Below are 25,568 nucleotides of genomic sequence, written 5' to 3' on the forward strand. Positions count from 1 at the left end.
CCCACGTCGTGCCCGCGGCAGCTGGACCGGCGCACCGAACGGCGGATTATGGGGTCTCGCGGCGCTGGGGTCCGGCCCGGATCGGGTACCGGCTGCGGCTGAACCCGGCGACCGTCCACAAGGTCCTGACCCGCCACCACGCGCCGCCGCTGTCGTGGACCGACCCGGCTACCGGGGCCCGGCTACGGGCCAAACCCGCGCCGCTACGGTACGAACACGAGGCCCCCGGTGACCTGGTGCACGTGGATGTCAAGAAGCTCGGCCGGATCCCCGATGGTGGTGGGCACCGCATCCACGGCCGGGCCAAAGGCAACCGGATCAAGAAGGCCGCCCGGCCGGGGACCGCGTTCATCCACAACGCGGTCGATGACCACTCCCGCCTGGCGTACGCCGAGATCCTGGCCGATGAGCGGAAGGAGACCGCGTCGGGGTTCTGGGCCCGGGCGAACGCGTACTTCGTCTCGTGCGGGATCACGGTCAAACGGGTCCTGACCGACAACGGGTCTGCCTACCGCTCAGGGGCTTTCGCGGCAGCCCTCGGCCCGGTCGTACACAAACGGACCCGCCCGTACCGGCCCCAGACCAACGGCAAGGTCGAACGGTTCAACCGAACCCTCGAACAGGAATGGGCCTACGCCCGCCCGTACCGCTCCGAAACCGAGCGGGTCGCCGCGTTCCCCAGCTTCCTGCACACCTACAATCACCACCGCGGCCACACCGCACTCAAGGGCGCCTCACCAGCCGAGCGCGTACCCAACCTCTGTGGGCACAACACCTAGCAGGCCGCCAGCGCGCATGCCGCCATGACCCGGCGCCTGAGGCCGTCAGGGTCGGACAGGTCGACCCACACCAGGCGCACGACGACCCAACCGTCACGACGGAGGACGTCCTCGCGCCGCTTCTCGTCGAAGAGCACCCGACGGTCGCCATCGGCGTACTTCACGGCCCCGTCGAACTCGACGAGCACGCGGGTGCCACGAATCCGGAAGTCGGCCCGGTACCGACGACCCTCTGCGACGACCTCGAACTGGGGCTCGAGCTCGAAACCGAGCATGGAGAGCACGAACGCGGTGCGAGACTCCCCGGGGGACTCATGCTGAGGATCGACGAGCGACAGCGCCGACCGGACGGGTCCGATGCCTGTGTGCTTCGCAAACACCGCAACGGCCCCGGAGAGCTCGGTCGCGGTCGCCGCTTGGGCTCGGAGCGCCGCATCGGCCGCCACGAGGAAGGCCTGGGGCCCCGCCAGCAGCCCGGCCTGCACCGCGGCGTAGGCGACGGGTACGGCTCGCGGGCGATGGCTCTCGAGGCTGCCGGCAACGTCGGCCGCTGGACGATGCAGGCCGGCCACCTGTCGGTGCACCCTCACGCCTGGGCGTGACACGGACACGCCTCCCGCCGCCGGCGCCCATGCGGTCAGGTGCACCGTGTCGAGGGGGGCGGCGTACGTCGGGAGGCCGGCGAGAACGAGTCTCGAGTGGTGGCTGAGGGCAGCCCGCATGCGGAACTGGCGACCGAAGGCGATCGAACGCAGGCGATGCAGCTGCTCTCGCTCCGGGGGTGCCCCTTCGGCGATGGCGTACCAGCCGACGGCCAGCCGCAGACAGCGACCGTCCTTCACCAGCCGCCCCAGAGCATTCTTGTCCAGGCCGACGCGCGCGGCGTCGGCGGCTGCAAAGACCCCGTCACGGGCAATGAGAGTCAGGTCCATGACCAGAGCCTCCGGCACGACGGGCGCACCGTCAGGTGCTGGCCCGGCCAGCTGTGGACAACGCTGAGACCACGCAGGGAGGTGTGGATGGGTCAGCAGAGCCGAACTGGGTCAGCGGCGCCGCAGCGCTCGGCCGCTGCTGACCCTCAGCCCGCTCACTGACCCGGGGCGCAGCCGGTGATGAACCCGCGTTGGATAGGTATGCATGACTGTGCATATACTTGCAACATGTCAAAAGTTCTGACCTCGCTCCCCGTCGGCGACCGCGTCGGCATCGCCTTCTCGGGCGGTCTCGACACCTCCGTGGCCGTGGCCTGGATGCGCGAGAAGGGGGCCGTGCCCTGCACCTACACGGCCGACCTCGGGCAGTACGACGAGCCCGACATCGACTCGGTGCCCGGGCGGGCCGTTGCGTACGGGGCCGAGATCAGCCGCCTCGTCGACTGCCGAGCCGCGCTCGTCGAGGAGGGCCTCTCGGCCATCGCGTGCGGCGCCTTCCACATTCGCAGCGGCGGCAAGACCTACTTCAACACCACCCCGCTCGGCCGGGTCGTCACCGGCACGCTGCTCGTGCGCGCCATGCAGAACGACGACGTCTCGATCTGGGGCGACGGTTCGACGTTCAAGGGCAACGACATCGAGCGGTTCTACCGCTACGGCCTGCTCGCCAACCCCCACCTGCGCATCTACAAGCCCTGGCTCGACGCCGACTTCGTCACCGAGCTCGGCGGGCGGCACGAGATGTCGCAGTGGCTGAGCGCCCGCGACCTGCCCTACCGGGCGAGCGCCGAGAAGGCCTACTCGACCGACGCCAACATCTGGGGCGCCACCCACGAGGCCAAGACCCTGGAGTTTCTCAGCGAGTCGATGGAGGTCGTCTCCCCCATCATGGGCGTGGCCCACTGGGACCCGTCGGTGACCATCGAGACCGAGGACGTCACCGTCACCTGGGAGTCCGGGCGCCCGGTCGCCATCAACGGCCGGACCTTCCCGGATGCCGTCGCCCTCGTCGACGAGGCGAACACCATCGGCGGGCGGCACGGGCTGGGCATGAGCGACCAGATCGAGAACCGCATCATCGAGGCCAAGTCGCGGGGCATCTACGAGGCACCGGCCATGGCCCTGCTGCACCTGACCTACGAGCGCCTGCTCAACGCGATCCACAACGAGGACACCATCGCGAACTACCACGCCGAGGGCCGCAAGCTCGGGCGGCTGCTCTACGAAGGCCGTTGGCTCGACCCGCAGAGCCTGATGATCCGCGAGTCGCTGCAGCGGTGGATCGCCTCGGCCGTCACGGGCGAGGTCACCGTGCGCCTGCGTCGCGGCGACGACTGGTCGATCGTCAACACGGCCGGGCCGGCCTTCAGCTACCACCCCGAGAAGCTGTCGATGGAGCGCACCGAGGATGCCGCGTTCGGCCCCGTCGACCGCATCGGCCAGCTGACCATGCGCAACCTCGACATCGCGGACACTCGCGCGAAGCTCGAGCAGTACGCTGCCGCGGGCCTGCTCGGACAGGGCGCCACCGATCTTGTCGGCGAGCTGGCGCCCGGTGGCGCCGCGGCCATCTCTGCCAACCCGGCGGCATCCGGTGTCGACGCCGAGGACGACGCGCTCGACCGGGCCGCGATGGAGTTCGGCACCGACTGACTCCCACGGTTAACGGGTACGGTCCACGCATGAGTGACGACGGAAAAATGACTGTCCACCGCGCGATCGACGCCTCGGCTGCCGACATCTTCGACGTGCTGAGCAACCCCAAGCGCCATACCGAGCTCGACGGCTCGGGCTTCGTCCGTTCCGACGAGAAGGCTGAACGCATCAAGGCGGTCGGCGACGTCTTCCGGATGAACATGGAGGGCCCGCACATGGGCGGTGAGTACCAGACCGACAACACCGTCAGCGGCTTCGACCACAACAAGCTCATCGCCTGGAAGACCGCCCCGGCCGACACCGACCCGCCCGGGTGGGAGTGGCTGTGGGAGCTCGACCCGACGGGCCCTGACTCGACCGACGTCACCCTGACCTACGACTGGTCGAAGGTGACCGACAAGAAGATCCTGTCGATGGTGAGCTTCCCCCTCATCACCAAGGAACAGCTCGAGGACTCCCTCGGCAACCTGGCGTCCTCCGTCTCCAGCTGAGCGGCCGGCCCCCTCGGAGCACCGAACGCGAGACCATCCGCACGAGCCCGCCCACTGCCCCACGGCAGCGGGCGGGCTCGCGTGCGTCAGAGCCGTTTGTGGGCCGCCCACAAACCACCGGCCGGCGACCCTAGGCTGGGGCGGGTGAACCAGCCGCCGCGTCAGCGACCGAGCGAGGTGACCGCCCTCGCGGTCGCCCAGAGTGCCGGCGAGCTCGCCACGCTGGCGGCGCAGCGGATGGAGGCGAACCTGCGCTGGTACCGCGACCTCTCGGCGCAGGAACGCTCGCAGGTGGGCCTCGTCGCCCAGGCGGGCATCTCGCAGTTCATCACCTGGTTCCACCATGACGAGGGTCACGCACCCTCGGCGATCTCGATCTTCGCCAACGCACCCCAGGAGCTGACCCGGTCGGTCAACCTGCGTCAGACCCTCGACCTCGTGCGCACCGTGGTCGACGTCGTCGAGTCGCGCGTGGAGAGTCTGGCCGGGCCGGGCGACGAACAGCTGCTGCGCGAGTCGGTGCTGCGCTTCTCGCGCGAGATCGCCTTCGCCGCGGCCGAGGTGTACGCCGGGGCGGCGGAGGCCCGCGGAGCCTGGGACGCCCGCCTCGAGGCCCTCGTGGTCGACGCCGTGCTGCGCGGTGAGGCAGATGAGTCGATGCAGTCGCGCGCCACGGCCCTGGGCTGGGGAGAGGTGGCCGACGTCACCTTCGTCGTCGGCGCCACCCCGGATGACCGGCTCGGGGCCGGCGGGCCGGCCGCCGCCGTCGACGATCTGCGCCGGGCGGTGCGCCACCACCGGGTCGAGGCGCTGGCCATCGTGCAGCGAACCCGACTCATCGCCATCCTCGGGGGCACGCGTGAGCCCGCGCGTGTACTGGCGGACGTGCAGGACTGCTTCGGTGAGGGGCCGATCGTGATCGGGCCCACGGTGCCGCACCTCTTCGCCGCCGGTCGTTCAGCCCGTGCGGCCCTCAGCGGTCTGTCGGCCGCACCGGCTTGGCCGGCGTCGCCACGGTTGCTCGAGGCCGATGCCGTGCTGCCCGAACGGGCCCTGGCCGGCGACGGGCCGGCGCGACGAGCGCTGGTCGACCGGGTGTTTCGCCCGCTCGCGCGCCCATCGCAGGCATCGCTTCTCGAGACCGCGACGGCCTACCTCGAGAACGGCGGATCGATCGAGGCCACCGCCCGGATGCTGTTCGTGCACCCGAACACCGTGCGGTACCGGGTCGGCCGCATCGCCGCGGTCACCGGCTACGATCTCGGCACGCCGCGCGAAGCCTGGGCCCTGCGCATCGGGCTCTCTCTCGGCCGCCTCGACGCGAGCACCCCGGGGCGTTCGGCCCCACCTACCACGGGTTGAGCAGTGCTGACCGCCGTCCATCCGGCGAGCGTATTCATTACCGAGCAGTTTGGAGGTTTCCTCCAAACAATGTCATGTGACTTGGTGACTTTCGCTGGCGCCGTCGAGGGGGCTGAGCCGCCATGGTGGAGGGGTGCTAGCCATCGTGTGCCCCGGACAGGGCTCCCAGACCCCCGGCTTCCTCGCCCCCTGGCTCGAGCTCGACGGGGCGCGTGAGCAGCTGACCGCGCTCGGAGGTGCCGCTAGCCTCGACCTCGTCGCGCACGGCACCGAGTCCGACGCCGAGACCATCAAGAACACCGCCGTCGCCCAGCCGCTCATCGTCGCGGCCGGCCTGGTGGTCGCCTCGGCGCTCTTCGCCTCGCGCGATGACCTCGTCGCCACCGGCGCGGTGCTGGCCGGCCACTCCGTCGGGGAGCTGACCGCAACCGCCCTGGCGGCGGTCATCACCGACGAGCAGGCCATCACCCTCGTCGCCGCCCGCGGACGCGCGATGGCGCAGGCCAGCGCGGTCACGCCCACCGGTATGGCCGCGGTGCTGGGCGGCGACCCCGACGAAGTGCTCAGCACTCTCGAGGCGCTCGGCCTGACCCCGGCCAACGTCAACGGCGCCGGCCAGGTGGTCGCCGCGGGCACGATCGAGCAGGTCGCTGCCCTGCGTGACGCCCCGCCGGCCAAGGCCCGCGTCATCCCGTTGCAGGTGGCCGGCGCCTTCCACACTCATCACATGGCTCCCGCGGTCGAGGTGCTCGGAGCGGCAGCCGCGTCCGTCACACCTGCCGATCCGGCGCTCACCCTGCTCAGCAACGCCGACGGCACACCGGTCGAGAGCGGCGCGCAGGCCCTCGACCGGCTGGTTCGCCAGGTGAGCAACCCCGTGCGCTGGGACCTCTGCATGGAGACGATGCTCTCTCTGGGCGTGACCGGCCTGATCGAGCTCGCCCCGGCCGGCACTCTCGTCGGTCTGGCGAAACGGGCCATGCGAGGCGTGGAGACGCTCGCCCTCAAGTCGCCCGACGACCTCGCTGCGGCCCACACCCTGATCGATGCCCACCGCGCATGACCCCTGCGGTCCAGACTGGCGCGAAGGGCCCCTCTAGGGGCACGCTCAGGGGTAGGGCCCCGGCCGACGGTGATCCTGCCGGTCGCCTGCTCCTGCGTCGCCGCCTGATCTCCGCAGCTCTCCGAACCCGACCCGAGAAGGCCACGTGACCTCGATCCCCTCCCCCGTCTCGCCCAAGGGCACCGGCACGCTCGCCGACCTGGGCCCGGGCAGACACTCCCGCGTCCTCGGCGTCGGCGCCTACCGCCCGGCGCGCGTGGTGACCAACGCCGAGCTCGTCGACAAGATCGACTCCAGCGACCAGTGGATCCGCGAGCGCACGGGCATCATCAGCCGACACTTCGCCGCCGAGAACGAAAGCGTCATCGACATGGCCGAGGCGGCCTCACGGCAGGCCCTCGAGCTCGCCGGCATCCGCGCCGACCAGATCGGGTTCGTGCTGCTGGCCACTGTCACCCACCCCTACCAGACTCCCGCAGCCGCCCCCGAGCTCGCCTACCGCCTGGGCTCTACGGCGCCTGCGCTCGACATCTCGGCCGCCTGCGCCGGGTACTGCTTCGGCGTGGGTATGGCCAGTGACCTGGTCAAGGCCGGGTCGGCCGACTACGTGCTCGTCGTCGGCGTCGAGAAGCTGAGTGACTTCACCGACCCCTACGACCGCGGCAGCGCCTTCATCTTCGGTGACGGCGCCGGTGCGTGCGTCATCGGTCCGAGCGACACACCCGGCATCAGCCCCACGGTGTGGGGCTCCGACGGTTCCCAGCGCGACGCCATCACCCAGCGCGAGTCCTGGGTCGCGGTCAAGGACACCTGGCTCAACGAGGAATGGACCCCCGGCGAGGAGCAGGCCGATCTCGCGGGCCGCAGCTCGAAGGGGTGGCCCGCCATCGGCATGCAGGGTCAGTCCGTGTTCCGGTGGGCCGTCTGGGGCATGGCCCCCGTGGCGCAGCAGGCCATCGACAGGGCGGGCATCACCGCCGACGACCTCGACGCCTTCATCCCGCACCAGGCGAACGTGCGCATCATCGACGCGATGGCCAAGCAGCTGAAGCTTCCCGCCGACATCCCCATCGCCCGCGACATCGCCACCACGGCCAACACCTCGGCGGCCTCCGTGCCGCTCGCGACAGCGCGGATGCTGGCCGAGAAGGAGATCCCGAGCGGTGGCCTCGCGCTGCAGATCGGGTTCGGGGCCGGCCTCGTGTATGCCGCCCAGGTCATCGTGCTGCCCTAGGCACGCCCAGGTTCCCGCCGGTCCGACGGGTCACATCGGACCACTGCAGAGCGCCACCACCACCGTCAACACAAGGAGCAGCCAGATGGCTCAGTCCGAGCAGGAGATCCTCGCGGGTCTCGCCGACATCGTCAACGAAGAGACCGGTCTCGACACCGCGTCGGTCGAGATGGACAAGTCGTTCACCGACGACCTAGACATCGACTCCCTCTCGATGATGACCATCGTCGTCAACGCCGAGGAGAAGTTCGGGGTGCGCATCCCCGACAGCGAGGTCAAGAACCTCAAGACCGTTCGCGACGCCGTCACGTTCATCGGCGGCGCGCAGTCCTGAGCCACCGTCACCCTCGGGTGACCGACGCTGGGTCACGAGCCCGATCTCGTGACCCGGCGTCCGCTCGGCCCCAGCACGAACACCCAGAAACGACCACGGCTCAATCCCTAAGGAGCACCTCACCATGACGTCCCTTCGCGACCGACGAGTCGTCGTCACCGGTCTCGGTGCCACCACCCCCGTGGGCGGCACCGTCCCGCAGACCTGGGACGCCATCCTCGCGGGCCAGTCCGGCGCCCGACCGATGGAGTACGACTGGGTCAGCAAGTACGAGCTGCCCGTCACCTTCGCCGCGACCATCAAGGTTCCGCCCATCGAGGTGCTGACCAAGGTCGAGACCCGCCGGCTCGACCCCTCCAGCCAGTACGCGCTGATCGCCTCGCGCGAGGCCTGGGCGGATGCCGGCTCCCCCGACGTCGACCCCGAGCGACTCGGCGTCGTGATCGGTTCGGGCATCGGCGGAGTCTGGACGCTGCTCGACCAGTGGGACAACCTGCGCGAGAAGGGCCCGCGTCGGGTCTACCCGCTGGCCGTCCCGATGCTCATGCCGAACGGCCCGGCCGCCGCCGTGTCCCTCGAGCTCGGTGCCCGTGCGGGCGCCCACACCCCCGTCAGCGCCTGCGCGTCCGGCGCGGAGGGGATGGGCTACGCCATCGAGATGATCCGTACCGGCCGCGCCGACATCGTCGTCGCCGGTGGCACCGAGGCCGCGGTGCACGCCCTGCCGATCGCCGGTTTCGCCGCCATGCAGGCGCTCTCGACGCGCAACGACGAGCCCGAGCTCGCGTCGCGGCCCTACGACATCGACCGTGACGGGTTCGTTCTGGGTGAGGGCTCGGCTCTCATCGTGCTCGAGTCGGAGGAGCACGCGAGGGCCCGCGGTGCGCGCGTCTACGCCGAGCTCGCCAGCGTCGGCATCTCGTCTGACGCGCACCACATCACCGCGCCCGAACCGGAGGGCGCCGGCGCCTCACGGGCCATGCTGGCCGCGATCGAGCGGGCCGACCTCGACCTACGCGACATCATCCACGTCAACGCCCACGCCACCTCCACCCCGGTCGGTGACATCGCCGAGTACAACGCCATCAAGCGGGCCTTCGGCGACTTCACCGACCACCTCACCGTCACCGCCACCAAGTCGATGACCGGGCACCTGCTCGGCGCGGCCGGTGCGCTCGAGGCGGTGTTCACGATCCTGTCGGTCTACCACCGCACCGTTCCGGCGACGATCAACCTCGACCATCAGGACCCCGCGATTGCCCTCAACGTCGTCACGGGTGAGCACCAGACGCTGCCGGCCGGCGACATCGCCGCCCTGAACAACTCGTTCGGGTTCGGCGGGCACAACGTGGCCCTGGCCATCCGCAGCATCTGAGCGGGCGGGCCACCTCCTTCCGACGCAGACCCGAAGAACGTACGACGAAGGCCCGGAGGCACGAACCCTCCGGGCCTTCGTCGTCCCGGTGTCGCCGCACTGGAGGTCGCGACGGCCGGGAGGTCGGAGAGGCGTTCTGGCTGCTCAGCCCACCTGGTGCAGCCAGCGCACCGGGGCGCCGTCTCCGGCGTACCGGAACGGCTCCAGCTCGTCGTCCCAGGGGGCGCCGAGCAACAGGTCGATCTCGTCCTGCAGAGCGAGCACGTCGCCCTTGGTGCGGGCGATGGCCTCTCGCAACCGGTCCTCCTGCACGACGGCATCCCCCGAGACGGAGGTCATCGTGTGGTGGATGCCAAGGCTCGGGGTGTATGACCAACGGCCCCCGTCGGCGTGCGCAGACGGGTCCTCGGTCACCTCGTAGCGCAGACCGTCCCACCCACGAAGGGCGCTGGCGAGGTGAGCCCCGGTGCCGACCGGGCCGCTCCAGCCCAGCTCGGCGCGCATCGACCTCGGCGCCACCGGTTGGGGCGACCACTCGAACGAGACCTGCTCACCGAGCACGGCCTCGACCGCCCAGGTGATGTGCGGGCAGAGCGCGGCGGGGGTCGCGTGAACGAACACGACCCCGCGCGTGGTGACACGCGACCTCACGGCAGACATCCGAACCTCCTGGGTGTGTGAGGGACGTCTTCCCCAACGACCTCTCACACCCGGGCCAGCCATACCACCGAACGATCTTCGCCGGCGTCCGCCCGAACTCTGAGCGGATGCCGCCGTGCCCACCGGAGCGGGCATGGGGCCCATTGTGCACCACGAGCCCCCGCGTGCACCAGAGGCACCATCAGTCACAGCGTCGGTACAACGGCTCGGTGGCAGCAGACACGGCCGACCAGGCGCCGGCCGCAACCGTCGGAAACGGCATCTCGGCAGTCCTGGTGGTCCACAATGGGTACAACGCCGGATCGCGGCCGGGCCCAGTGCGCCCGCCGGGGTCAGCGTCGGGCTCGAGGTGCGAGCCGGCAGCAGACCAAGGAGGTGTCGACCGTGATGGGTCCGCAGACCATGTCCCTGCACGGCAACGCCTTGAGCTACGTCGACAGCGGCAGCGGGGACGTCGTGCTCTTCGTGCACGGACTGCTCGGCTCACACCGCAACTGGCGCACGCTGATCGACCGCATCGACGACACGCACCGGGTCATCGTCCCCGACCTGTTCGGGCACGGGTCTTCAGCCAAGCCGCAGGGCGACTACTCCCTCGGCGCCCACGCCGGCATGCTGCGCGATCTGATCGATGCCCTCGGCGTCGACAAGGTCACGCTCGTCGGCCACTCCCTGGGCGGCGGCATCTCGCTGCAGTTCTGCTACCTCTTCCCCGAGCGGGTCGAACGGCTCGTTCTCGTCGGCTCCGGCGGGCTGGGCCGTGAGGTCATCCCGGCCCTGCGGGCCGCCACCCTGCCGGGAGCCGAGTGGGTCCTTCCCCTCATCGCCTCCACCAGGGTGCGCGGTGGGGTCGAGACCATCGGACGCGGCCTTGCGCGGGTGGGTTGGCGAGCCAGCCACGACATGCGCGCTGCCTGGGAGGGGTTCACGGCGCTCAACGACGCCGACAGCCGACGCGCCTTCCTGGCCACCACCCGTGCCGTGATCGACCCGGGGGGGCAGAGTGTCACCGCAAAGGACTACCTGCCTGACCTCGCCGACCTGCCCGTGCTGGTCGTCTGGGGAACCAACGACATGGTCATCCCGGTCTCGCACGCCGAGCGGGCCAGGGAAGCGATTCCCGGGTGTCGCGTCGAGCTGTTCGACGGGGCCGGACACTACCCGCACCTCGATGACCCCGACCGCTTCGCGATGCTGTTGCGCGACTTCATCGCTGTGACCGGGCCGGGCCAGGAAGAACCCGCCCCGAACACGAAAGCCGCAGGCTGACCGAGCGGTTGGTTCGGCTCGCCACCGGGCCGCGGGGCCGCAGTCAGGCGGCCGGCACCCCCACGAAGAGGAACACGTCGTCATCGCGCACCTCGACCTTGTGGGTGCGCACCGGCTTGGTGGCCGGCAGGCACTGTGGCACCCCGTCGGCCAGGCAGAACCGAGTCGCGTGGAGCGGACACTCGACCTCGCCGGCCTCGACCCACCCCTCGGAGAGGCTGGCGTCCTCGTGGGAGCAGGTGTCATCGAGCGCGTAGTACGTGCCGTCGTCGTCGCGAAAGAGCGAGATCGGCTCAGCCGACCCGGTCAGCTCCATCGGAAGCAGCAGGGCCTCCCCCGGCTCGACATCGCCCACCGCGGCGGCGCGGATTCCCTCGCTCATCTGGCTCCTCCCGTGCATCACGTGCCCGCTCAGGGCTCTCGTGCGAGCCTAGGCGATCCAGGGCAGGGCGCGGGCCCCGGCTAGGATCATCGCGTCCTGGCGCGAGGTCGGCGTGAGGTCAGGGGCAGTAGCTCAGCCGGTCAGAGCAGCGGACTCATAATCCGTCGGTCCAGGGTTCAAGCCCCTGCTGCCCCACCAGTACCACGCAGCAGTATCTCACTTGGGTCCCTTTTGTGGCACTCATACTATTTGGGCGCGCGAAGACGCATTTGTTCAGGTAAGTGTGTTTCATGCATTCGAACACGCGCCGTTCGGCGCCTCAGGGGTTCACCAAGATGCGTTCCGTACGTGGCGCCATGACCTTCGTCGTGGTAGCCGCCATGTCACTACCACTCACCGCGGCCGCTCTCACGCCGCCTGACCGACCTGTCGCCCGCCCGGTCGTCTTGCCGGGCCAGATGCCCGCCACCAGCTCGGCCCAGATCGCCGCACTCCAGAAGATCAAGTCCTCGCTCACCGGGGCCGAGCGCAAGCTCGACAGCCGGCTGGCCGTCTCGCTGCGGGCGCGCAGCAACGGCGCCCTGCGTGCCGCCCTGCCCGCCCTCGACGCGGCGTCGGCGACCAAGGGCGCCACGGTCGCGGTCGACATCGACGTCAGCACGGTCACCGACTCGCTGCTCGCCCGCCTGCGCGCGACCGGGGCGAGCGTCGTCTACTCCTCGCCGACCGTGCGCTCGGTACGGGCGAACGTTCCGCCCGACGCGCTCACCACCGTGGCGGGCTGGAAGGAGGTGCGTTCGGTTCGTGAGGCCGGCGGCGCGATGACCAGCGATGACGACCGCCGAGCCCCGGGCCGCATGGTCGACCCGAACAGTGCGACGTCGGAGAAGCAGCAGCGCACCGCGCGCGTGGAGGCCGCCCTGAAGAGGGCGCTCAAACCCACGACCAACAAGCTGGCCGCCGGCTCGGTCACCTCCGAGGGCGACAAGGCGCACGCCGCCGACACCGCTCGCCAGCGGTTCAAGGTGACCGGCACCGGCGTCAAGGTGTGCGCTCTCTCTGACGGCGTCGACTCGCTGGCCGCCTCGATCGCCTCGGGCGATCTGCCCCCGGTCGACGTGCTGCCGGGGCAGGAGGGTAGCGGCGACGAGGGCACCGCGATGCTCGAGATCATCCACGACCTCGCCCCTAACGCCGAGCTGGGCTTCGCCAGTGCGTTCATCAGCGAGGCCTCCTTCGCCGACAACATCCGGGCCCTGCGCTCGCAGGCCGACTGCGACATCATCGTCGACGACGTCCTCTACTACGCCGAGTCGCCGTTCCAGGACGGCCCCGTCGCCCAGGCGGTCAACACCGTGACCGACGACGGTGCGCTCTACTTCAGCTCGGCCGGCAACGAGGGCAACGTCATCGACGGCACCTCAGGCAACTACGAGGGCGACTTCGTCTCCTCCGGTCAGGGCGTCGGCAAGTTCGCGGGTACGGCTCACGACTTCGACCCCGGCCCCGGGGTGCAGGTGTTCGAGCCGCTGTCCGACGAGAGCTCCGGCGTCGTGGTGCCGCTGTTCTGGGCGAACCCGCTGGGGGCGGCCACCGACGACTACGACCTCTACCTGTTCGACTCGGCCGGCAACGTCACCGACTTCTCGCAGCAGGTGCAGAACGGCACCCAGGACCCCTTCGAGATCCTCCAGACCGGGTTCGGAGCCGGACAGCGGCTCGCCGTGGTCAAGTTCTCCGGCGCCGACCGCTACTTCCAGCTGTCTGCGTTCCGAGGTCGCTACTCCGACTCCGCCGACGGCCTCAAGGCCTACGTCACCCCCGGCATGACCCGCGGTCACTCGGCCACGGTCAACGCCTTCAGCACCGCGGCAGCGCCCGCCGCCGACCCCCTGCCCTTCGCCCTGGAGACCGGCGACCCACCGAACCCCTCGGGACCGTTCCCGAACGCGTTCACCCGCAACCAGCTGCCGGAGCGGTTCACCTCCGACGGCCCCCGCCGGGTCTTCTTCCAGGCCGACGGCACCCCGTACACGCCGGGTAACACCAGCTCGACCGGTGGCGTCGTGCGCCAGAAGCCCGACATCACCGCGGCCGACGGGGTGTCGACCACGGTGCCCGGCTTCTCGCCCTTCTTCGGCACCTCGGCGGCCGCTCCGCACGCGGCCGCTCTGGCCGCGCTGGTGCTGTCGGGCAACCCCCGCATCTCGCTGGCAAGCGTGCGCAGCGCGCTGACGTCAACCGCGATCGACCTCGCTCCCGCCGGGGTCGACAACCGCACCGGCCACGGTGTGGTGCTCGCCACGAGGCTCCTGCGGCAGACCGGGGCCACCCCGCAACCGCTCGTCAGGGCGGGCCAGGCCACGGTGGCCCCCGCCGGTGACGGAGACCCGTACCTCGAGCCGGGTGAGAGCGGTGTGCTCACGCTGCCGGTCACCAACGTCGGCGACGGGCGGGCGACCTCGGTCAGTGCCCGGCTCAGCTCCGACGACCCCCAGGTCACGATCACGCCGGCGTCACGCGGTTACGGCGCCATCGCTGCGGGGGCCACGACGTCGCGGACGTTCACAATCACGCTGGCCGCCGACTACCCGCTGGGCAAACCGATCTCCGTCGCTGCGCAGGTCGCCTTCGTCGGCATCCTGTCGCCGACGACGGAGACCGTCGCACTCCAGTCAGGCCAGCCGGCATCCTCGCCCACGGCCTACTCGTACACCGGTCCGCCGGTTGCGATCCCCGACAGTGACGAGGCCGGAGCCTCCGTCACCATCCCGGTGGCCGGCTCGGAGTACGCGTCCGCGATCACGTTCTCGGTCGACGGAACGACGTGCTCGACCGACATCGGGTCGACGGCGGTGGGCATCGACCACACCTGGGTCGGCGATCTCACCGGCACGCTGACCTCGCCGTCAGGCGCGACAGCGACCGTGTTCAGTCGCAACGGCGGCTCGGGCAACAACCTGTGCCAGGTCGTCTTCGACGACAGTGCCGCCACCAGCATCACGTCGGTCCTGTCGAGCGACGCCCCGTTCACCGGCACGTGGAAACCGGTCAGCCCGCTCTCGTCCCTGCTGTCCGCCCCGGCGAACGGTGACTGGACCTTCACTTTCACCGACGGGGCCTTTGGGGACACGGGCACGGTTCGGGCGGTGACCCTCAACCTCACCGGGTACGTGCAGTAGCACCACGCACCAACGCTGGCCCCGGTCGCTCTCGCGGCCGGGGCCGGCGGCGTCCGGTGGACTCTGTAGGCGGTACGTGGGCGGTTGCGACCGGTCAGTCGTCGCGGTCGTCGGCCTCCATGGCGCGTTCGGCCGCCATGATGTGCAGCACGGCGTTGATCAGCCCGAGATGGGTGAAGGCCTGCGGGAAGTTGCCGAGGTGCCGGCCGCTCTCGGCGTCGAGCTCCTCGGCGTAGAGCCCCAGCGGGCTGGCCATGCGCAAGAGCTTCTCGCACAGGTGGCGCGCCTTGTCGACCTCGCCGATGAGCGCCCAGGCGCTGACCAGCCAGAACGAGCAGATGGTGAAGGTGCCCTCCTCGCCCGACAGCCCGTCGTCGGTCGACTCCACCCGATAGCGCAGCACCAGCCCGTCGTGGGTCAGCTCCTCGGCGATCGCGTGAACGGTCGCGACGAGGCGCGGGTCGTCGTAGGGCAGGAAGCCGACCAGCGGGATGAGCAGCGCTGAGGCGTCGAGCCCGGACGTGGCGTAGTGCTGCACGAACACTCCGCGGTCGTCGACACCGTGCTGCAGTACGTCGTTCTTGATCTCGTCGGCTTCACGCTGCCAGCCGGCCGCCCGATCGTCCTGGCCTCGAGAACGGGCGAGCCTGGCCCCCCGGTCGACCGCCACCCAGCACATCACCTTGGATGCCGTGAAGTGCTGGGGCTTGCCGCGCACCTCCCAGATGCCCCGGTCGGGTTCGCGCCAGTTCTTGATGGCGTCGTCGACGAAGCGGCAGAGGATGGTCCACATCCGGTCGTCCAGCCGGTCGCTGCCGCGGGTGTGTAGATAGACGGTGTCGAGCAGGGCGCCCCAGACGTCGTGCTGCTTCTGGTCGAAGGCCCCGTTGCCGATGCGCACCGGTCGCGACCGCTCGTAGCCCTCGAGGTGGTCGAGGGTGCCCTCGGTGAGCTGTCGCTCCCCGTCGATGCCGTACATGATCTGCAGGTCGTCACCGGTGCCCGTGACGTCGGCGATGAAGGAGAAGAAGTCGTCGGCCTCCCAGTCGAAGCCGAGGCGGTCCATGGCCCAGAGGGTGAGGGTCGAGTCGCGGATCCATGTGTAGCGGTAGTCCCAGTTCCGTTCTCCCCCGGGGTCTTCGGGCAAAGAGGTGGTGGCCGCGGCGACCAGCGCACCCGACGGCGCGTACGTCAGGCCCTTGAGGGTGAGGGCGCTTCGCTCGAGGTACTCGCGCCATGGGTGGTCGGGGAAGCGTCCGCGAGCAAGCCAGTGCTGCCAGTGGTGAGCGGTCCACACCTGCCGGTTGTAGGCCCCCTCGTAGGTCGTCGGGGGCTCGTGCTCACTCCATGACAGCGCCACGAAGCGGGTGTCGCCTTCCTTGACGAGCGTGCGTGCGACGGCGCGACCACCCTCGAACCCGACCCGTAGGTCGGTCGTGAGACGCAGCACCGGGTCGTCGTCACCGCCTCGGGCGGAGGCGTCGGAGTAGCCCTCGCCGTTGTACTGCCACGCGGCCGGTGTGCGCCCGTAGTCGAACACGGGGCTGCAGTCGAGCGAGACCTGCACCTCTCCGTCGACACATCGGACCGTACGGAGCAGCACGTGGTCGCAGTCGTAGTCGGTCGGGGCACGCCGGTGGCTGGCGGACCGTTCGGCGTCGTGGTGCCACGGCCCGATCAGCAGCGCGTCGCGCACGATGATCCAGCCGGTCGGGGTGCCCCATGACGTCTCGAGGATCATCGTGCCGGGAAGATAACGCCGCGCTGCCGGCACGCGCACGTCGGCCGGCCCGAGCCGGAAGCCACCCGCGTCGCGGTCGAGGATCGAGCCGAACACGCTGGGGCCGTCCATCCGGGGCAGGCACATCCACTCGACGTTGCCGCTCGGAGCCACCAGGGCGGTCACCTCGCAGTCAGACAGGAAGCCGTAGTCGGCAATGGGGGGGTAGGTGGAGCTCCTCCGGGTGTGCCCGGTGCCAGCAGCCATGCAGACCTCCGTCAACGATGCGCGGTGATGTCCGGTCAGGTGGTGCGATCCGGTCGTCGCAGTCTGGCCCCAAACAGCCGCCGCGTCGAGCAGAGCGGCAGGCCGTGGAGCTGCCCCAGCCGACACTCTGGTCACTCCCGTCCCGGTATCTGACAAAAGTTTCGCAACCACCGCGCGGCGGGCCCGGCCGAGACCTATGGTTGGCAAATCGGAGGTCGACGTGGCGCCGGGGGTCGGTGCACGTCGTCTTGCGAGCCGGGGGCGGCGATGCTCTCGGAACCAGTCGACCAGCCTCACCGGGAGTGACCTGCGGATGCAGGAAGCGAAGCAGTCCGAGCGAGATCTCGTCGTGCTCAACATCCGGCTCCGGGTTCGGGCCGCGCCTCTCGGCGCGCTGCTGCTCCTGTTCGCCCTGCTCCCGTTCCTGGCCGGTAGTGCCAGCCCGGCCCTCAGCCAGCAGAACGTCGTTCTCGCGGCGGGCACGCCCGAGGCGGTGGAGTCGGCGGCCGCCGCCATCGTGGCCGCCAACGACCAGATCACCCAGCAGCAGGCCCTGGTCGTCAGTGACGCGGCGGCCCTGGGCGGCGGGCAGATCGTCTTTCCCGAGCTGGCTCTTCCGGGAACACCTGGCGCGCCTGCTGCCTTCGGATCCGACGGTGTCGTTGTGGCCGGCAGTGCCGGTCCGGAGTTCGGGAGCACCCTCCTTGCCGGGTCGATGGCTGGCTCGGTGGGCTTCATCCGCCCCGTCAACGCGCCCGAGACCTCCGGCTTCGGGCCTCGGATCCACCCACTGCTCGGCCGCGCCATGTTCCACACCGGCATCGACCTCGGAGCGGTGTGTCGTACGCCGATCAGGGCGGCGGCCGACGGAACGGTCGTGTACGCGTCGACGACTCCCTCGTGGGGCAACCGCATCATCATCGCCCACTCCGCCACGCTCAAGACCGCCTACGGGCACCAGTCGAAGATGATCGCCAAGGTCGGCGACGTGGTGAAGCAGGGCCAGGTCATCGGGCTGGTCGGCACGACCGGCTGGTCGACCGGCTGCCACCTGCACTTCGACGTCATCGTCAACAACCACTACGTCGACCCCGCTCCCTACCTCGGCCTGGCCGGCACGCACGCCGCCGCGATCCCGTTCTACTCCCCGGCCCCGGGTCGCTCCGGCAGCTCGCCCAGCAAGCCGGTCGTGAAGAACCCCAACCCGCCGGTCATCGACGGCGACGTGCCGATTCCGCCCGCGCCGACCACGTCGACCGCAGCGCCGGCGGCCGAACCTTCCACCACGCCGACGAAACCGACCAAGACGCCGCCCCCCACCAGCACGACACCGCCGCCCGTCACCACCACGACGCCCAAGCCGTCGATGACCACGACGCCGCCGCCCGTCACCACCACCACGACACCGCCCGTCACCACCACGACGCCGCCGCCCGTCACCACCACGACGACACCGCCCGTCACCACCACGACGGCGCCGCCCGTAACCACGTCGACCACCTCGTCTCCGACGCCGACGGAGTGTTCTTCGACAGAGACGCCCAGCCCTACGCCGACCACGGGTGACGGAGGCCAGGTCCCGACGCCCACCTGCACGGTCTCGACGCCCCAGTCGGCTAAGTCCCCCGCCGCGACCGTGACGCAGGCCGCCGAGGCCGTGCTGGAGACGGCGTCGAACATCGTCGCCCGCTGAGCGGCATCCACTGCCTGGCCGGCCTGCCGGGTGACGGCTCGCTCACGATTCGGCTTCGCTGTGCCCGCAATCCCGCTTGAGGCCCCTGTGACCTAGTAGGTTGCCCGCATGGACGCAGCGCAGCATGACAGGGTCGATTTGTCGAAAGGCCAAAAAGCGGGAGGCAACCGCGAGCCGATGGTCGTCGTGAAAGACGTCAACAAGCACTTCGGCGACCTGCACGTGTTGCGCGACATCAACCTGACCGTCGGGAGGGGCGAGGTCGTCGTCGTTCTCGGCCCGTCGGGGTCGGGAAAGTCGACGCTCTGCCGCGCCATCAACCGTCTCGAGACGATCGAGGGCGGCACCATCACCATCGACGGCAAGGTGCTGCCCGAGGAGGGCAAGGGCCTGGCGCAGCTGCGGGCCGACGTCGGCATGGTGTTCCAGTCGTTCAACCTGTTCGCGCACAAGACGATCCGTGACAACGTCACGCTCGGGCCGATCAAGGTGCGCAAGACGAGCAAGAGTGATGCGAAGAAGCAGGCCGAGGCCCTGCTCAAGCGGGTCGGCATCGAGGCTCAGGCCGACAAGTTTCCGGCTCAGCTCTCCGGTGGCCAGCAACAGCGCGTCGCCATCGCCCGTTCCCTCGCGATGGGCCCCAAGGTGATGCTCTTCGACGAGCCGACCTCGGCCCTCGACCCCGAGATGGTCGGTGAGGTGCTCGACGTCATGGTCGCCCTCGCGAAGGAGGGCATGACCATGATCGTGGTCACCCACGAGATGGGCTTCGCCCGCAAGGCCGCCGACCGCGTCGTGTTCATGGCCGACGGCCAGATCGTCGAGGTCGCGACCCCCGAAGAGTTCTTCACCAGCCCGAAGAGCAACCGCGCCAAGGACTTCCTCGGCAAGATCCTCACCCACTGACCCCCGAGCGCCCGGCTTCCTTCGCGGATGCCGTCCGCCGGGCCACGACCGTCCCCGCGCCGGGGGCCGCACCGCCGACCGAAATGCACAACTCACAGCCGCCAGCACGACACGGCAACACCTCTGGAGGAAATCAGTGAAGACACGACGAATCGGAGCGATCGCAGCAGGAGCGGCGCTCGCCCTGACCCTCGCCGCTTGTGGGTCCGACAGCGGAGGCGGCTCCGGCTCCGGTGGCGGAGACAGCAAGGGCCTGAAGATCGGTATCAAGTTCGACCAGCCCGGCATGGGCCTGAAGAAGGGCAGCGACTTCACCGGCATGGACGTCGACGTCGCCAAGTACGTTGCCAAGAAGCTCGGCACCGACGAGGGCAACATCACCTGGGTGCAGGCGCCCAGCGCTCAGCGCGAGACGCTGATCTCGACCGGCCAGGTCGACATGATCGTCGCCACCTACTCGATCACCGACACCCGCAAGGAGAAGGTCAGCTTCGCCGGCCCCTACTTCATCGCTGGGCAGGACCTCCTCGTGCGCGCCGACGACTCCTCGATCACCGGTCCCGACTCGCTCAAGGGCAAGAAGCTGTGCTCGGTGACCGGGTCGACCTCGGCGCAGAACGTGCTGAAGAAGGTGCCCGGGGTCAACCTGCAGGAGTTCGGCACCTACTCCGAATGTGTGGCGGCCCTCGCCTCCGGTTCCATCGACGCCCTCACCACCGACGACACGATCCTGGCCGGCTACGCGGCGCAGGAACAGTACAAGGGCAAGCTCAAGGTGGTCGGCAAGCCGTTCTCCACGGAGAACTACGGCATCGGCCTCAAGAAGGGTGACACCGCCCTGTGCGGCAAGATCACCGACGCGATCAAGTCGATGATCTCCGACGGCTCCTGGCAGAAGGCGGTCGACAGCAACCTCGGGCCCGCCGGCTACAAGCCCGGCGAGGGCAACCCGCCCACCCCGGCCGCCTGCTCCTGACCGACCACCCGGTGCGGGGTGCCGACGACGTGAGTCGCGGCGCCCCGCCCACGGGCTCACCACGAGAGGTGATGCATGGGCGACATCCTGAGCAAGTACGACATCCTCGGTGCCTTCTGGGTGACGATCCAGCTCTCCTTGCTGGCCGCCATCGGCGCCTTGGTTCTGGGCACCATCGTCGCGATCCTGCGGGTGTCGCCTGTCGGCGTGCTGCGCTTCATCGGCACGAGCTACGTCAACATCTTCCGCAACACCCCGCTGACCCTCCTGATGGTGTTCAGCATCCTCGGCATCTCCTTCATCCTCGGCATCAGCCTTAGCCAGGACCTCAGCCGCAACGCCTACTGGTGGGCGGCCATCGTGCTGTCGGTCTACCACGCGGCGTTCGTGTGCGAGGCGTTGCGTAGCGGTGTCAACACCATTCCGACCGGCCAGGCCGAGGCGGCCCGCTCGATCGGGCTCACCTTCAACCAGTCGCTCACCGAGGTGCTGCTCCCCCAGGCCTTCCGAGGCGCCATCGCACCCCTGGGCTCGGTACTCATCGCGCTCATCAAGAACACGACCGTCGCGGCCGTCATCCTCGGCACCTCCGAAGCCGCGGGCCTGCTCGCTCAGATCACCGAGAACGAGGGGGCCAGCCTGCCGACCTTCTTCCTCTTCGCGCTCGGCTTCGTCATTCTCACGCTGCCCCTCGGCATCCTGTTCACGAACCTCTCTAGGCGCCTGGCGGTGAAGCGATGAGCTCCGAGATCGTTCTGTTCGATGCTCCCGGCCCCAAGGCCCGGCGACGGCACGCCATCCTCACGGTGGTGGGCATCGTCATCGCCCTCGCGATCGCCTGGCTCGTCCTACGAAAGATGGGCGAGGCGAACCAGCTCGAGAAGTCGCTGTGGACGCCCTTCGTGACCGACCCGGAGGTCTGGACCCAGTACCTGCTGACCGGCCTCTGGGGCACCATCAAGGCCGCCGCGTTGTCGGTGGTGTTCGCCGGCATCTTCGGCCTCGTCTTCGGCATGGGCCGGCTCTCGGGCAACCGGTGGATCAGCGGCCTCTGCGGGGCGGTCGTCGAGTTCTTCCGTTCGGTGCCCGTGCTGATCATGATGGTGTTCGCCTACTTCGGCTACTTCGCCACGAGCGACCTGGTCTCCGCCAGCACCGCCCCGCTGGCCTCGGTCGTGCTGGCGCTGACGCTCTACAACGGGTCGGTCATCGCCGAGCTGGTGCGCTCCGGCGTGTTCAGCCTGCCATCGGGCCAGCGCGAGGCCGGCCTGTCGATCGGCCTGTCACCGTCGCAGACCCTCCGGTCGATCCAGCTGCCGCAGGCGTTGACGGCCATGCTCCCGGCTCTCGTCGGACAGCTCGTCGTCGTGCTCAAGGACACCGCCCTCGGGGTGGTCATCACCTACCCCGAGCTGCTCAACGCGGCCAAGACGTTGGGCTCGGCCTACGCCAACACGGTGCCGGCCTACATCGTGGCCGCGCTCATCTTCATCGTCATCAACTACGCGTTGACCCGGGTCGCAGCGGCCGTCGAACGGTGGCTCAAGAGCCGGGGTCAGGGCCCGCAGAAGGCTGGTCCTGCGGGCATCACCGCTGCGGCGGTTGCGGAGGCAGAGTCGGCCTCCCACGGCCACTGAGCCCTCTAGGCTGCTGACCTACTCAACGGGCGCCGTGGCCCCGACGACCGAAGGCCCCGACACGATGGTGTCGGGGCCTTCGGTCGTGTCGGCTCCCCCGATTGGACTCGAACCAATAACCTGCCGGTTAACAGCCGGCTGCTCTGCCAATTGAGCTACAGGGGAATGCTGCGGGGCAAACATAGCAAAGGGGCAGGGCCGTCGCTAAATCGGCCAGGCCGCCGGCCGGCCGGGACAACGGGGATGGCCACGCGGGTTCAGGCGGCCAGCGAGATCAGCCCACCGACCAGGGCCCCGTAGGCGATATGGGCGGCGATGGTGATCTCCGGAGTGCGCGCGCCGTAGTTGCGCATCAGGAACCCCGGTGGCTCCAGCAGCGGGGACGATCCGGCGGCGGTGTAGGTCGAACCCATCCGTGGGTGCACCACCGGCAACAGCACGTTGACCAGGGCCGTGATCGAGAACAGTCCGTGGGTGAGGCCGAAGACTGCTCCCAGGAGCCAGCCGGAGTGGCCGATCACGACGAACATCCCGAGATAGCCGAAGGCGAAGAGCTGACCCACCGCGAAGTGCAGCACGTAGCCCAGCGCCTTGGCCCGACTGCGGTCGCTGGTCAGAGCGGTGCCCAGCAGGAAGGGCAGGTCGATGCGGGTCAGAGACAGCTCGCCGGCCGCCCGTAGCAGGGTCGTGAGCACCAGCGTTCCGGCGAAACCTCCCGCGACGGCGCCCCACAGCATCACGGCCGGTACCCTTCACCGGCCAGGGCCGTGGCTGCGCTGATCAACGCCAGATGGGTCAGGCCCTGAGGGAAGTTGCCGAGGAACGCACCCGTTTCAGGGTCGACCTCCTCGGCGTAGAGCCCGACGTCGTTGGCGTGGCTGAGCAGCTGCTCGAACAGGGCGGTGGCCCGGGCTCGTCGACCGGTGCGGGCCAGCGCCTCCACGAGCCAGAAGGAGCAGGCCAGAAACGCTCCTTCGGTGCCGGCCAGTCCGTCGTCACCGGTGTACCGCGCCACGAAGGGCCCCTGCGCCAGGCGTTCGCCGATGACGTCGACGGTCGACCGCAGGCGCTCGTCGTCGGGTGGGGAGTAGCCGAACAGCACCGCCAGCAAGACCGAGGCGTCCACATCGGTGCTCCCGGCCGAGCGAACGTAGGCACCGGCATCCTGCGACCAGCAGTTGCGCTCGACGAAGTCGCGCACCGCACGCGCCTCGGCTAGCCAGCGGGCGACGTGCCGGCTCGGCAACGCGCCGAGATCGGCCAGCGCGGCGGCCCGCTCGAGTGCGATCGCGCACATCATCTTGGAATGGGTGAAGTGCTGCGGCTCGCTGCGCACCTCCCACATGCCGGAGTCTGGTCGGGGCCAGATCTCGGCCACGAGGTCAGCCGTCTGGGCCAGCCGGCGGGCGATCTCGGGGTCGATGGTGCCGCAGGTGTGGGCGTAGCGCCACGCCGCCTCCAACAGGTCGCCGTAGACGTCGAGCTGGAGCTGCCCCGAGGCGCCGTTGCCCACGCGTACCGGGCGCGACCCGCGGTAGCCGTCCAGGGCCAGCTCGGTCTCGGTCGCCTGGGCGCCACCGTCAAGTCGGTAGAGCACCTGCAGACGCGGGTGGGTCAGCGCGGAGGCGTGCATGAGCCACCAGAAGAACGCCTCAGCCTCCGGCGCACAGCCCAGGGAGGTCAGGGTGTCGAGGATGAACGCCGAGTCGCGCACCCAGCAGTAGCGGTAGTCCCAGTTGCGTTCGCCGCCGAGCATCTCGGGCAGGGCGGTCGTGGCCGCCGCAGCCAGCGCCCCCGACGGGGCGTAGACCAACAGCTTGAGCGCCAGCGCGCTGCGCACCACCGCCTCTCTCCACGGTCCGTCGTGGTGGCGGCTCTGCGCCCACTCCCGCCACGTGCGACAGGTCTCGCGCAGCCGCTCGTCGACCTCCTCCCGCGGCGGCAGCACCAGCGGCTCACCACGCGCGTAAGCCAGCAGGATGCCGGCTGACTCGCCCGCGTCGAGGGTGAACTGCGCCGCCAGCTGGGTCGGGCGCAGCTCGGGGTCGCCGGCTCCCCAGCTGCACACGGCCAGAGCCTGACCGCGCCCCTGCGCCACGGGGACGCCGGCCCGCCGCACCAGGCGGGTCGGGGTGCGACCGAAGTCGAAGCGCGGTGCGAGCTGCCAGCGCATCATCACCTGACCGGCCACGCCGTCGACCCGTCGATAGAGCTCGCGAAGCGGCGCGAGGCCAGGTTGGCCGAGCAGCAGCGCGTCGGTGACCCGGACCGCGCCGGTGGCGGTGGTGAACGTCGTCTCCAGCACGTTGGTGTTCGTGACATAGCGGCGCGAAACGGTGTAGGCCGCGGTGGGCGCCAGCGTGAACCGCCCGCCGCTGTCGGCGTCAAGCATCGACCAGCACACCGCCGCCGAGTCGATGTCGGGCAGGCACCACCAGTCGATCGCCCCGTCGGCGGCGACCAGCGCCACCGTGCGACCGTCGCCGATCGCCGCGTACTGCTCGATCGGGGCGTAGCCATCAGTCCGGCGCGGCACCACCGGGACCCCCTGACCCCAGCTCATCGGGGGTCCAGCGCCGCAGTCTTGACCGAGATGGCCGCCAGCAGCGTTGACCAGTCGGCTTCGAAGGCGCGGGCTCCGCGCCGTTGCAGAGACTGTGCCAGTGCGTCGATGTCGATACCGTGCCCGGCGACATCCGCGAGGAAGCGTGCGGCCGCCGCGTCGTCGGCCTCCATCGGCTGCACCGGACCACCATGGTCGGCGTAGGCCAGCAGAGTCTGCTCGGGCATGGTGTTGATGGTGTCGGCGGCCGCGAGATGGTCGACGTAGTAGGTGTCAGGAAGGTTCGGGTCTTTGGTGGCCGTCGATGCCCACAGCCCCCGCTGAGGTCGGGCGCCCGCCGCAGCCAGCGCGGCCCACCGCTCAGTGGTGAGCAGCGATCGGTAGGAGGAGTAGACCTGCCCGGCGACAGCCAGCCCGAGGCGCCCCCGCAGCTGCGCGGGCAGCTGCGGGTCGGCGGCAACATCCCAGCGGCTGACGAACACCGAGGCCACGCAGGGCACGTCGAGCGGCGCATCGCCCCGCCCCCGCCGCTCCAGCGCCCGGAGGTAGGCCTCCGCGGTCTGCCGATAGTGCGTGTCGGAGAACAACAGGGTCACGTTGATCCCGATGCCCTCGGTCACCAGCTGTTCCATCGCCACCAGGCCCGCAGGTGTGCCGGGGATCTTCACCAGCACGTTCGCCCGGTCTGCCTGCCGATGCAACCGGCGGGCGACCTCGATGCTGGCGTCGGCATCGTCGGCCAGACCGGGCGGCACCTCGATCGAGACGTACCCGTCGACGCCCCCGGAGCCCTCCCACGCCGGTCGGAACAGGTCAGCCGCTGCGGTGATGTCCTCCAGCGCCACCGAGAGCACCAGCTGCTCCGGCTCCCGGCATCCGGCTGCGAGGTGGGCTCGGAGCGAGCCGTCGTAGCCGGTGCCGGCAGCCATGGCCCGGCCGAGGATGGTCGGGTTCGACGTGAGCCCGGTCAGGTCGAGCTCGTCGATGTAGCCGGCCAGGGTGCCGTTCGTCAGCATCGCGGCGTTGATCGAGTCCAGCCACAGGCTCTGCCCGGCGTGGTGCAGCTGCCGCGTGGGATTCATCAGGA

At 69.9% G+C, this 25,568-nt stretch carries 21 protein-coding genes, 2 tRNA genes and 1 pseudogene; 16 read left to right on the forward strand and 8 right to left on the reverse strand.

What is annotated here, in order from left to right; all coding sequences use genetic code 11:
• A pseudogene (locus tag BA895_RS09195) lies at positions 1-779 on the forward strand (IS481 family transposase); the annotation flags it as partial.
• Here BA895_RS09195 and BA895_RS09200 read toward each other — a convergent pair.
• Positions 776-1,711: a hypothetical protein gene (locus tag BA895_RS09200; protein ID WP_070191609.1), complete on the reverse strand. Its 936-nt coding sequence runs from the start codon at positions 1,709-1,711 to the stop codon at positions 776-778. The pseudogene BA895_RS09195 and the gene BA895_RS09200 sit on opposite strands and share 4 nt — an antisense overlap.
• A 228-nt stretch (positions 1,712-1,939) precedes the next feature.
• Here BA895_RS09200 and argG point away from each other — a divergent pair, with 228 nt between their 5' ends.
• The 7 genes from argG to fabF all read left to right on the forward strand — a co-directional run bounded on the left by argG (position 1,940) and on the right by fabF (position 9,226).
• On the forward strand, positions 1,940-3,364 hold the full coding sequence (gene argG, locus BA895_RS09205; protein ID WP_070191610.1) for an argininosuccinate synthase: 1,425 nt from the start codon (positions 1,940-1,942) through the stop codon (positions 3,362-3,364).
• 29 nt (positions 3,365-3,393) lie between these two features.
• Positions 3,394-3,858 carry an SRPBCC family protein gene (locus BA895_RS09210; RefSeq protein WP_070191611.1) on the forward strand — a complete coding sequence of 155 codons (465 nt, stop codon included), beginning with the start codon at positions 3,394-3,396 and terminating at the stop codon, positions 3,856-3,858.
• A gap of 144 nt (positions 3,859-4,002) precedes the next feature.
• Complete coding sequence (locus BA895_RS09215; protein ID WP_070191612.1) at positions 4,003-5,220, forward strand: CdaR family transcriptional regulator; 1,218 nt, start codon at positions 4,003-4,005, stop codon at positions 5,218-5,220.
• A gap of 133 nt (positions 5,221-5,353) precedes the next feature.
• A complete protein-coding gene (locus BA895_RS09220) occupies positions 5,354-6,283 on the forward strand; it encodes an ACP S-malonyltransferase (RefSeq protein WP_070191613.1) in 930 nt (309 codons plus the stop codon).
• A 154-nt stretch (positions 6,284-6,437) separates the two neighbouring features.
• A complete protein-coding gene (locus tag BA895_RS09225; RefSeq protein WP_070191962.1) occupies positions 6,438-7,517 on the forward strand; it encodes a beta-ketoacyl-ACP synthase III in 1,080 nt (359 codons plus the stop codon).
• Between the two features lie 85 nt (positions 7,518-7,602).
• Positions 7,603-7,851: an acyl carrier protein gene (locus BA895_RS09230; protein WP_070191614.1), complete on the forward strand. Its 249-nt coding sequence runs from the start codon at positions 7,603-7,605 to the stop codon at positions 7,849-7,851.
• 124 nt (positions 7,852-7,975) lie between these two features.
• Positions 7,976-9,226, forward strand: coding sequence for a beta-ketoacyl-ACP synthase II (fabF, locus tag BA895_RS09235; RefSeq protein ID WP_070191615.1), 1,251 nt, complete (start codon positions 7,976-7,978; stop codon positions 9,224-9,226).
• 144 nt (positions 9,227-9,370) lie between these two features.
• On the opposite strand, the gene BA895_RS09240 is transcribed toward fabF, so the two are convergent.
• Complete coding sequence (locus BA895_RS09240; protein WP_070191616.1) at positions 9,371-9,886, reverse strand: DUF3145 domain-containing protein; 516 nt, start codon at positions 9,884-9,886, stop codon at positions 9,371-9,373.
• Positions 9,887-10,273: 387 nt separating this feature from the next.
• On the opposite strand from BA895_RS09240, the gene BA895_RS09245 reads away from it, so the two are divergent.
• The gene (locus BA895_RS09245) at positions 10,274-11,155 is read left to right on the forward strand and encodes an alpha/beta fold hydrolase (RefSeq protein ID WP_070191963.1); all 882 of its coding nucleotides are present in this window, start codon (positions 10,274-10,276) and stop codon (positions 11,153-11,155) included.
• Positions 11,156-11,198: 43 nt separating this feature from the next.
• On the opposite strand, the gene BA895_RS09250 is transcribed toward BA895_RS09245, so the two are convergent.
• Positions 11,199-11,537 carry a bifunctional 3-phenylpropionate/cinnamic acid dioxygenase ferredoxin subunit gene (locus tag BA895_RS09250; protein WP_070191617.1) on the reverse strand — a complete coding sequence of 113 codons (339 nt, stop codon included), beginning with the start codon at positions 11,535-11,537 and terminating at the stop codon, positions 11,199-11,201.
• 121 nt (positions 11,538-11,658) lie between these two features.
• On the opposite strand from BA895_RS09250, the gene BA895_RS09255 reads away from it, so the two are divergent.
• Positions 11,659-11,735: transfer RNA gene (locus BA895_RS09255), tRNA-Ile, on the forward strand.
• Between the two features lie 92 nt (positions 11,736-11,827).
• On the forward strand, positions 11,828-14,719 hold the full coding sequence (locus BA895_RS09260) for a S8 family serine peptidase (protein WP_217493870.1): 2,892 nt from the start codon (positions 11,828-11,830) through the stop codon (positions 14,717-14,719).
• A 94-nt stretch (positions 14,720-14,813) separates the two neighbouring features.
• Here BA895_RS09260 and BA895_RS09265 read toward each other — a convergent pair whose 3' ends face one another.
• Positions 14,814-16,706, reverse strand: coding sequence for a glycoside hydrolase family 15 protein (locus BA895_RS09265; RefSeq protein WP_070191618.1), 1,893 nt, complete (start codon positions 16,704-16,706; stop codon positions 14,814-14,816).
• A 313-nt stretch (positions 16,707-17,019) separates the two neighbouring features.
• Between BA895_RS09265 and BA895_RS09270 the strand changes: the two genes are divergently transcribed.
• The 5 genes from BA895_RS09270 (at position 17,020) to BA895_RS09290 (ending at position 21,918) form a co-directional block, all read left to right on the forward strand.
• The gene (locus tag BA895_RS09270) at positions 17,020-18,399 is read left to right on the forward strand and encodes a M23 family metallopeptidase (RefSeq protein ID WP_070191619.1); all 1,380 of its coding nucleotides are present in this window, start codon (positions 17,020-17,022) and stop codon (positions 18,397-18,399) included.
• Between the two features lie 177 nt (positions 18,400-18,576).
• Positions 18,577-19,305: an amino acid ABC transporter ATP-binding protein gene (locus tag BA895_RS09275; RefSeq protein WP_070191620.1), complete on the forward strand. Its 729-nt coding sequence runs from the start codon at positions 18,577-18,579 to the stop codon at positions 19,303-19,305.
• A 136-nt stretch (positions 19,306-19,441) separates the two neighbouring features.
• Complete coding sequence (locus tag BA895_RS09280) at positions 19,442-20,281, forward strand: glutamate ABC transporter substrate-binding protein (RefSeq protein WP_070191621.1); 840 nt, start codon at positions 19,442-19,444, stop codon at positions 20,279-20,281.
• Between the two features lie 75 nt (positions 20,282-20,356).
• Complete coding sequence (locus BA895_RS09285) at positions 20,357-21,022, forward strand: amino acid ABC transporter permease (RefSeq protein WP_070191622.1); 666 nt, start codon at positions 20,357-20,359, stop codon at positions 21,020-21,022.
• Positions 21,019-21,918: an amino acid ABC transporter permease gene (locus tag BA895_RS09290; RefSeq protein ID WP_070191623.1), complete on the forward strand. Its 900-nt coding sequence runs from the start codon at positions 21,019-21,021 to the stop codon at positions 21,916-21,918. The genes BA895_RS09285 and BA895_RS09290 overlap by 4 nt, the downstream gene beginning before the upstream one ends.
• Positions 21,919-22,010: 92 nt before the next feature.
• On the opposite strand, the gene BA895_RS09295 is transcribed toward BA895_RS09290, so the two are convergent.
• The 4 genes from BA895_RS09295 to tal all read right to left on the reverse strand — a co-directional run bounded on the left by BA895_RS09295 (position 22,011) and on the right by tal (position 25,563).
• A tRNA-Asn gene (locus BA895_RS09295) sits at positions 22,011-22,083 on the reverse strand.
• A gap of 92 nt (positions 22,084-22,175) precedes the next feature.
• Positions 22,176-22,658 (reverse strand): hypothetical protein, encoded by a 483-nt coding sequence (locus BA895_RS09300; RefSeq protein ID WP_083283160.1) that lies wholly within the window; start codon positions 22,656-22,658, stop codon positions 22,176-22,178.
• Entirely contained in the window at positions 22,655-24,481 is a 1,827-nt protein-coding gene (locus tag BA895_RS09305) for a glycoside hydrolase family 15 protein (RefSeq protein ID WP_070191625.1), read from the reverse strand. Before BA895_RS09305 ends, BA895_RS09300 begins: the two co-directional genes overlap by 4 nt.
• On the reverse strand, positions 24,478-25,563 hold the full coding sequence (gene tal / locus BA895_RS09310; protein WP_070191626.1) for a transaldolase: 1,086 nt from the start codon (positions 25,561-25,563) through the stop codon (positions 24,478-24,480). The genes BA895_RS09305 and tal overlap by 4 nt, the downstream gene beginning before the upstream one ends.
• Positions 25,564-25,568 lie beyond the last annotated feature (5 nt).

This window comes from Humibacillus sp. DSM 29435, assembly GCF_001758225.1.
Taxonomy (GTDB): domain Bacteria; phylum Actinomycetota; class Actinomycetes; order Actinomycetales; family Dermatophilaceae; genus DSM-29435.

What these genes read in the sequence shown, in the direction of transcription:
- BA895_RS09200 (WP_070191609.1), bottom strand. Translation starts at nt 1,711, where the DNA reads ATGGACCTGACTCTCATTGCCCGTGACGGGGTCTTTGCAGCCGCCGAC.
- argG (WP_070191610.1), top strand. Translation starts at nt 1,940, where the DNA reads ATGTCAAAAGTTCTGACCTCGCTCCCCGTCGGCGACCGCGTCGGCATC.
- BA895_RS09210 (WP_070191611.1), top strand. Translation starts at nt 3,394, where the DNA reads ATGAGTGACGACGGAAAAATGACTGTCCACCGCGCGATCGACGCCTCG.
- BA895_RS09230 (WP_070191614.1), top strand. Translation starts at nt 7,603, where the DNA reads ATGGCTCAGTCCGAGCAGGAGATCCTCGCGGGTCTCGCCGACATCGTC.
- fabF (WP_070191615.1), top strand. Translation starts at nt 7,976, where the DNA reads ATGACGTCCCTTCGCGACCGACGAGTCGTCGTCACCGGTCTCGGTGCC.
- BA895_RS09240 (WP_070191616.1), bottom strand. Translation starts at nt 9,886, where the DNA reads ATGTCTGCCGTGAGGTCGCGTGTCACCACGCGCGGGGTCGTGTTCGTT.
- BA895_RS09245 (WP_070191963.1), top strand. Translation starts at nt 10,274, where the DNA reads ATGGGTCCGCAGACCATGTCCCTGCACGGCAACGCCTTGAGCTACGTC.
- BA895_RS09250 (WP_070191617.1), bottom strand. Translation starts at nt 11,537, where the DNA reads ATGAGCGAGGGAATCCGCGCCGCCGCGGTGGGCGATGTCGAGCCGGGG.
- BA895_RS09260 (WP_217493870.1), top strand. Translation starts at nt 11,828, where the DNA reads ATGCATTCGAACACGCGCCGTTCGGCGCCTCAGGGGTTCACCAAGATG.
- BA895_RS09265 (WP_070191618.1), bottom strand. Translation starts at nt 16,706, where the DNA reads ATGGCTGCTGGCACCGGGCACACCCGGAGGAGCTCCACCTACCCCCCC.
- BA895_RS09270 (WP_070191619.1), top strand. Translation starts at nt 17,020, where the DNA reads ATGCAGGAAGCGAAGCAGTCCGAGCGAGATCTCGTCGTGCTCAACATC.
- BA895_RS09275 (WP_070191620.1), top strand. Translation starts at nt 18,577, where the DNA reads ATGGTCGTCGTGAAAGACGTCAACAAGCACTTCGGCGACCTGCACGTG.
- BA895_RS09285 (WP_070191622.1), top strand. Translation starts at nt 20,357, where the DNA reads ATGGGCGACATCCTGAGCAAGTACGACATCCTCGGTGCCTTCTGGGTG.
- BA895_RS09290 (WP_070191623.1), top strand. Translation starts at nt 21,019, where the DNA reads ATGAGCTCCGAGATCGTTCTGTTCGATGCTCCCGGCCCCAAGGCCCGG.
- BA895_RS09305 (WP_070191625.1), bottom strand. Translation starts at nt 24,481, where the DNA reads ATGAGCTGGGGTCAGGGGGTCCCGGTGGTGCCGCGCCGGACTGATGGC.
- tal (WP_070191626.1), bottom strand. Translation starts at nt 25,563, where the DNA reads ATGAATCCCACGCGGCAGCTGCACCACGCCGGGCAGAGCCTGTGGCTG.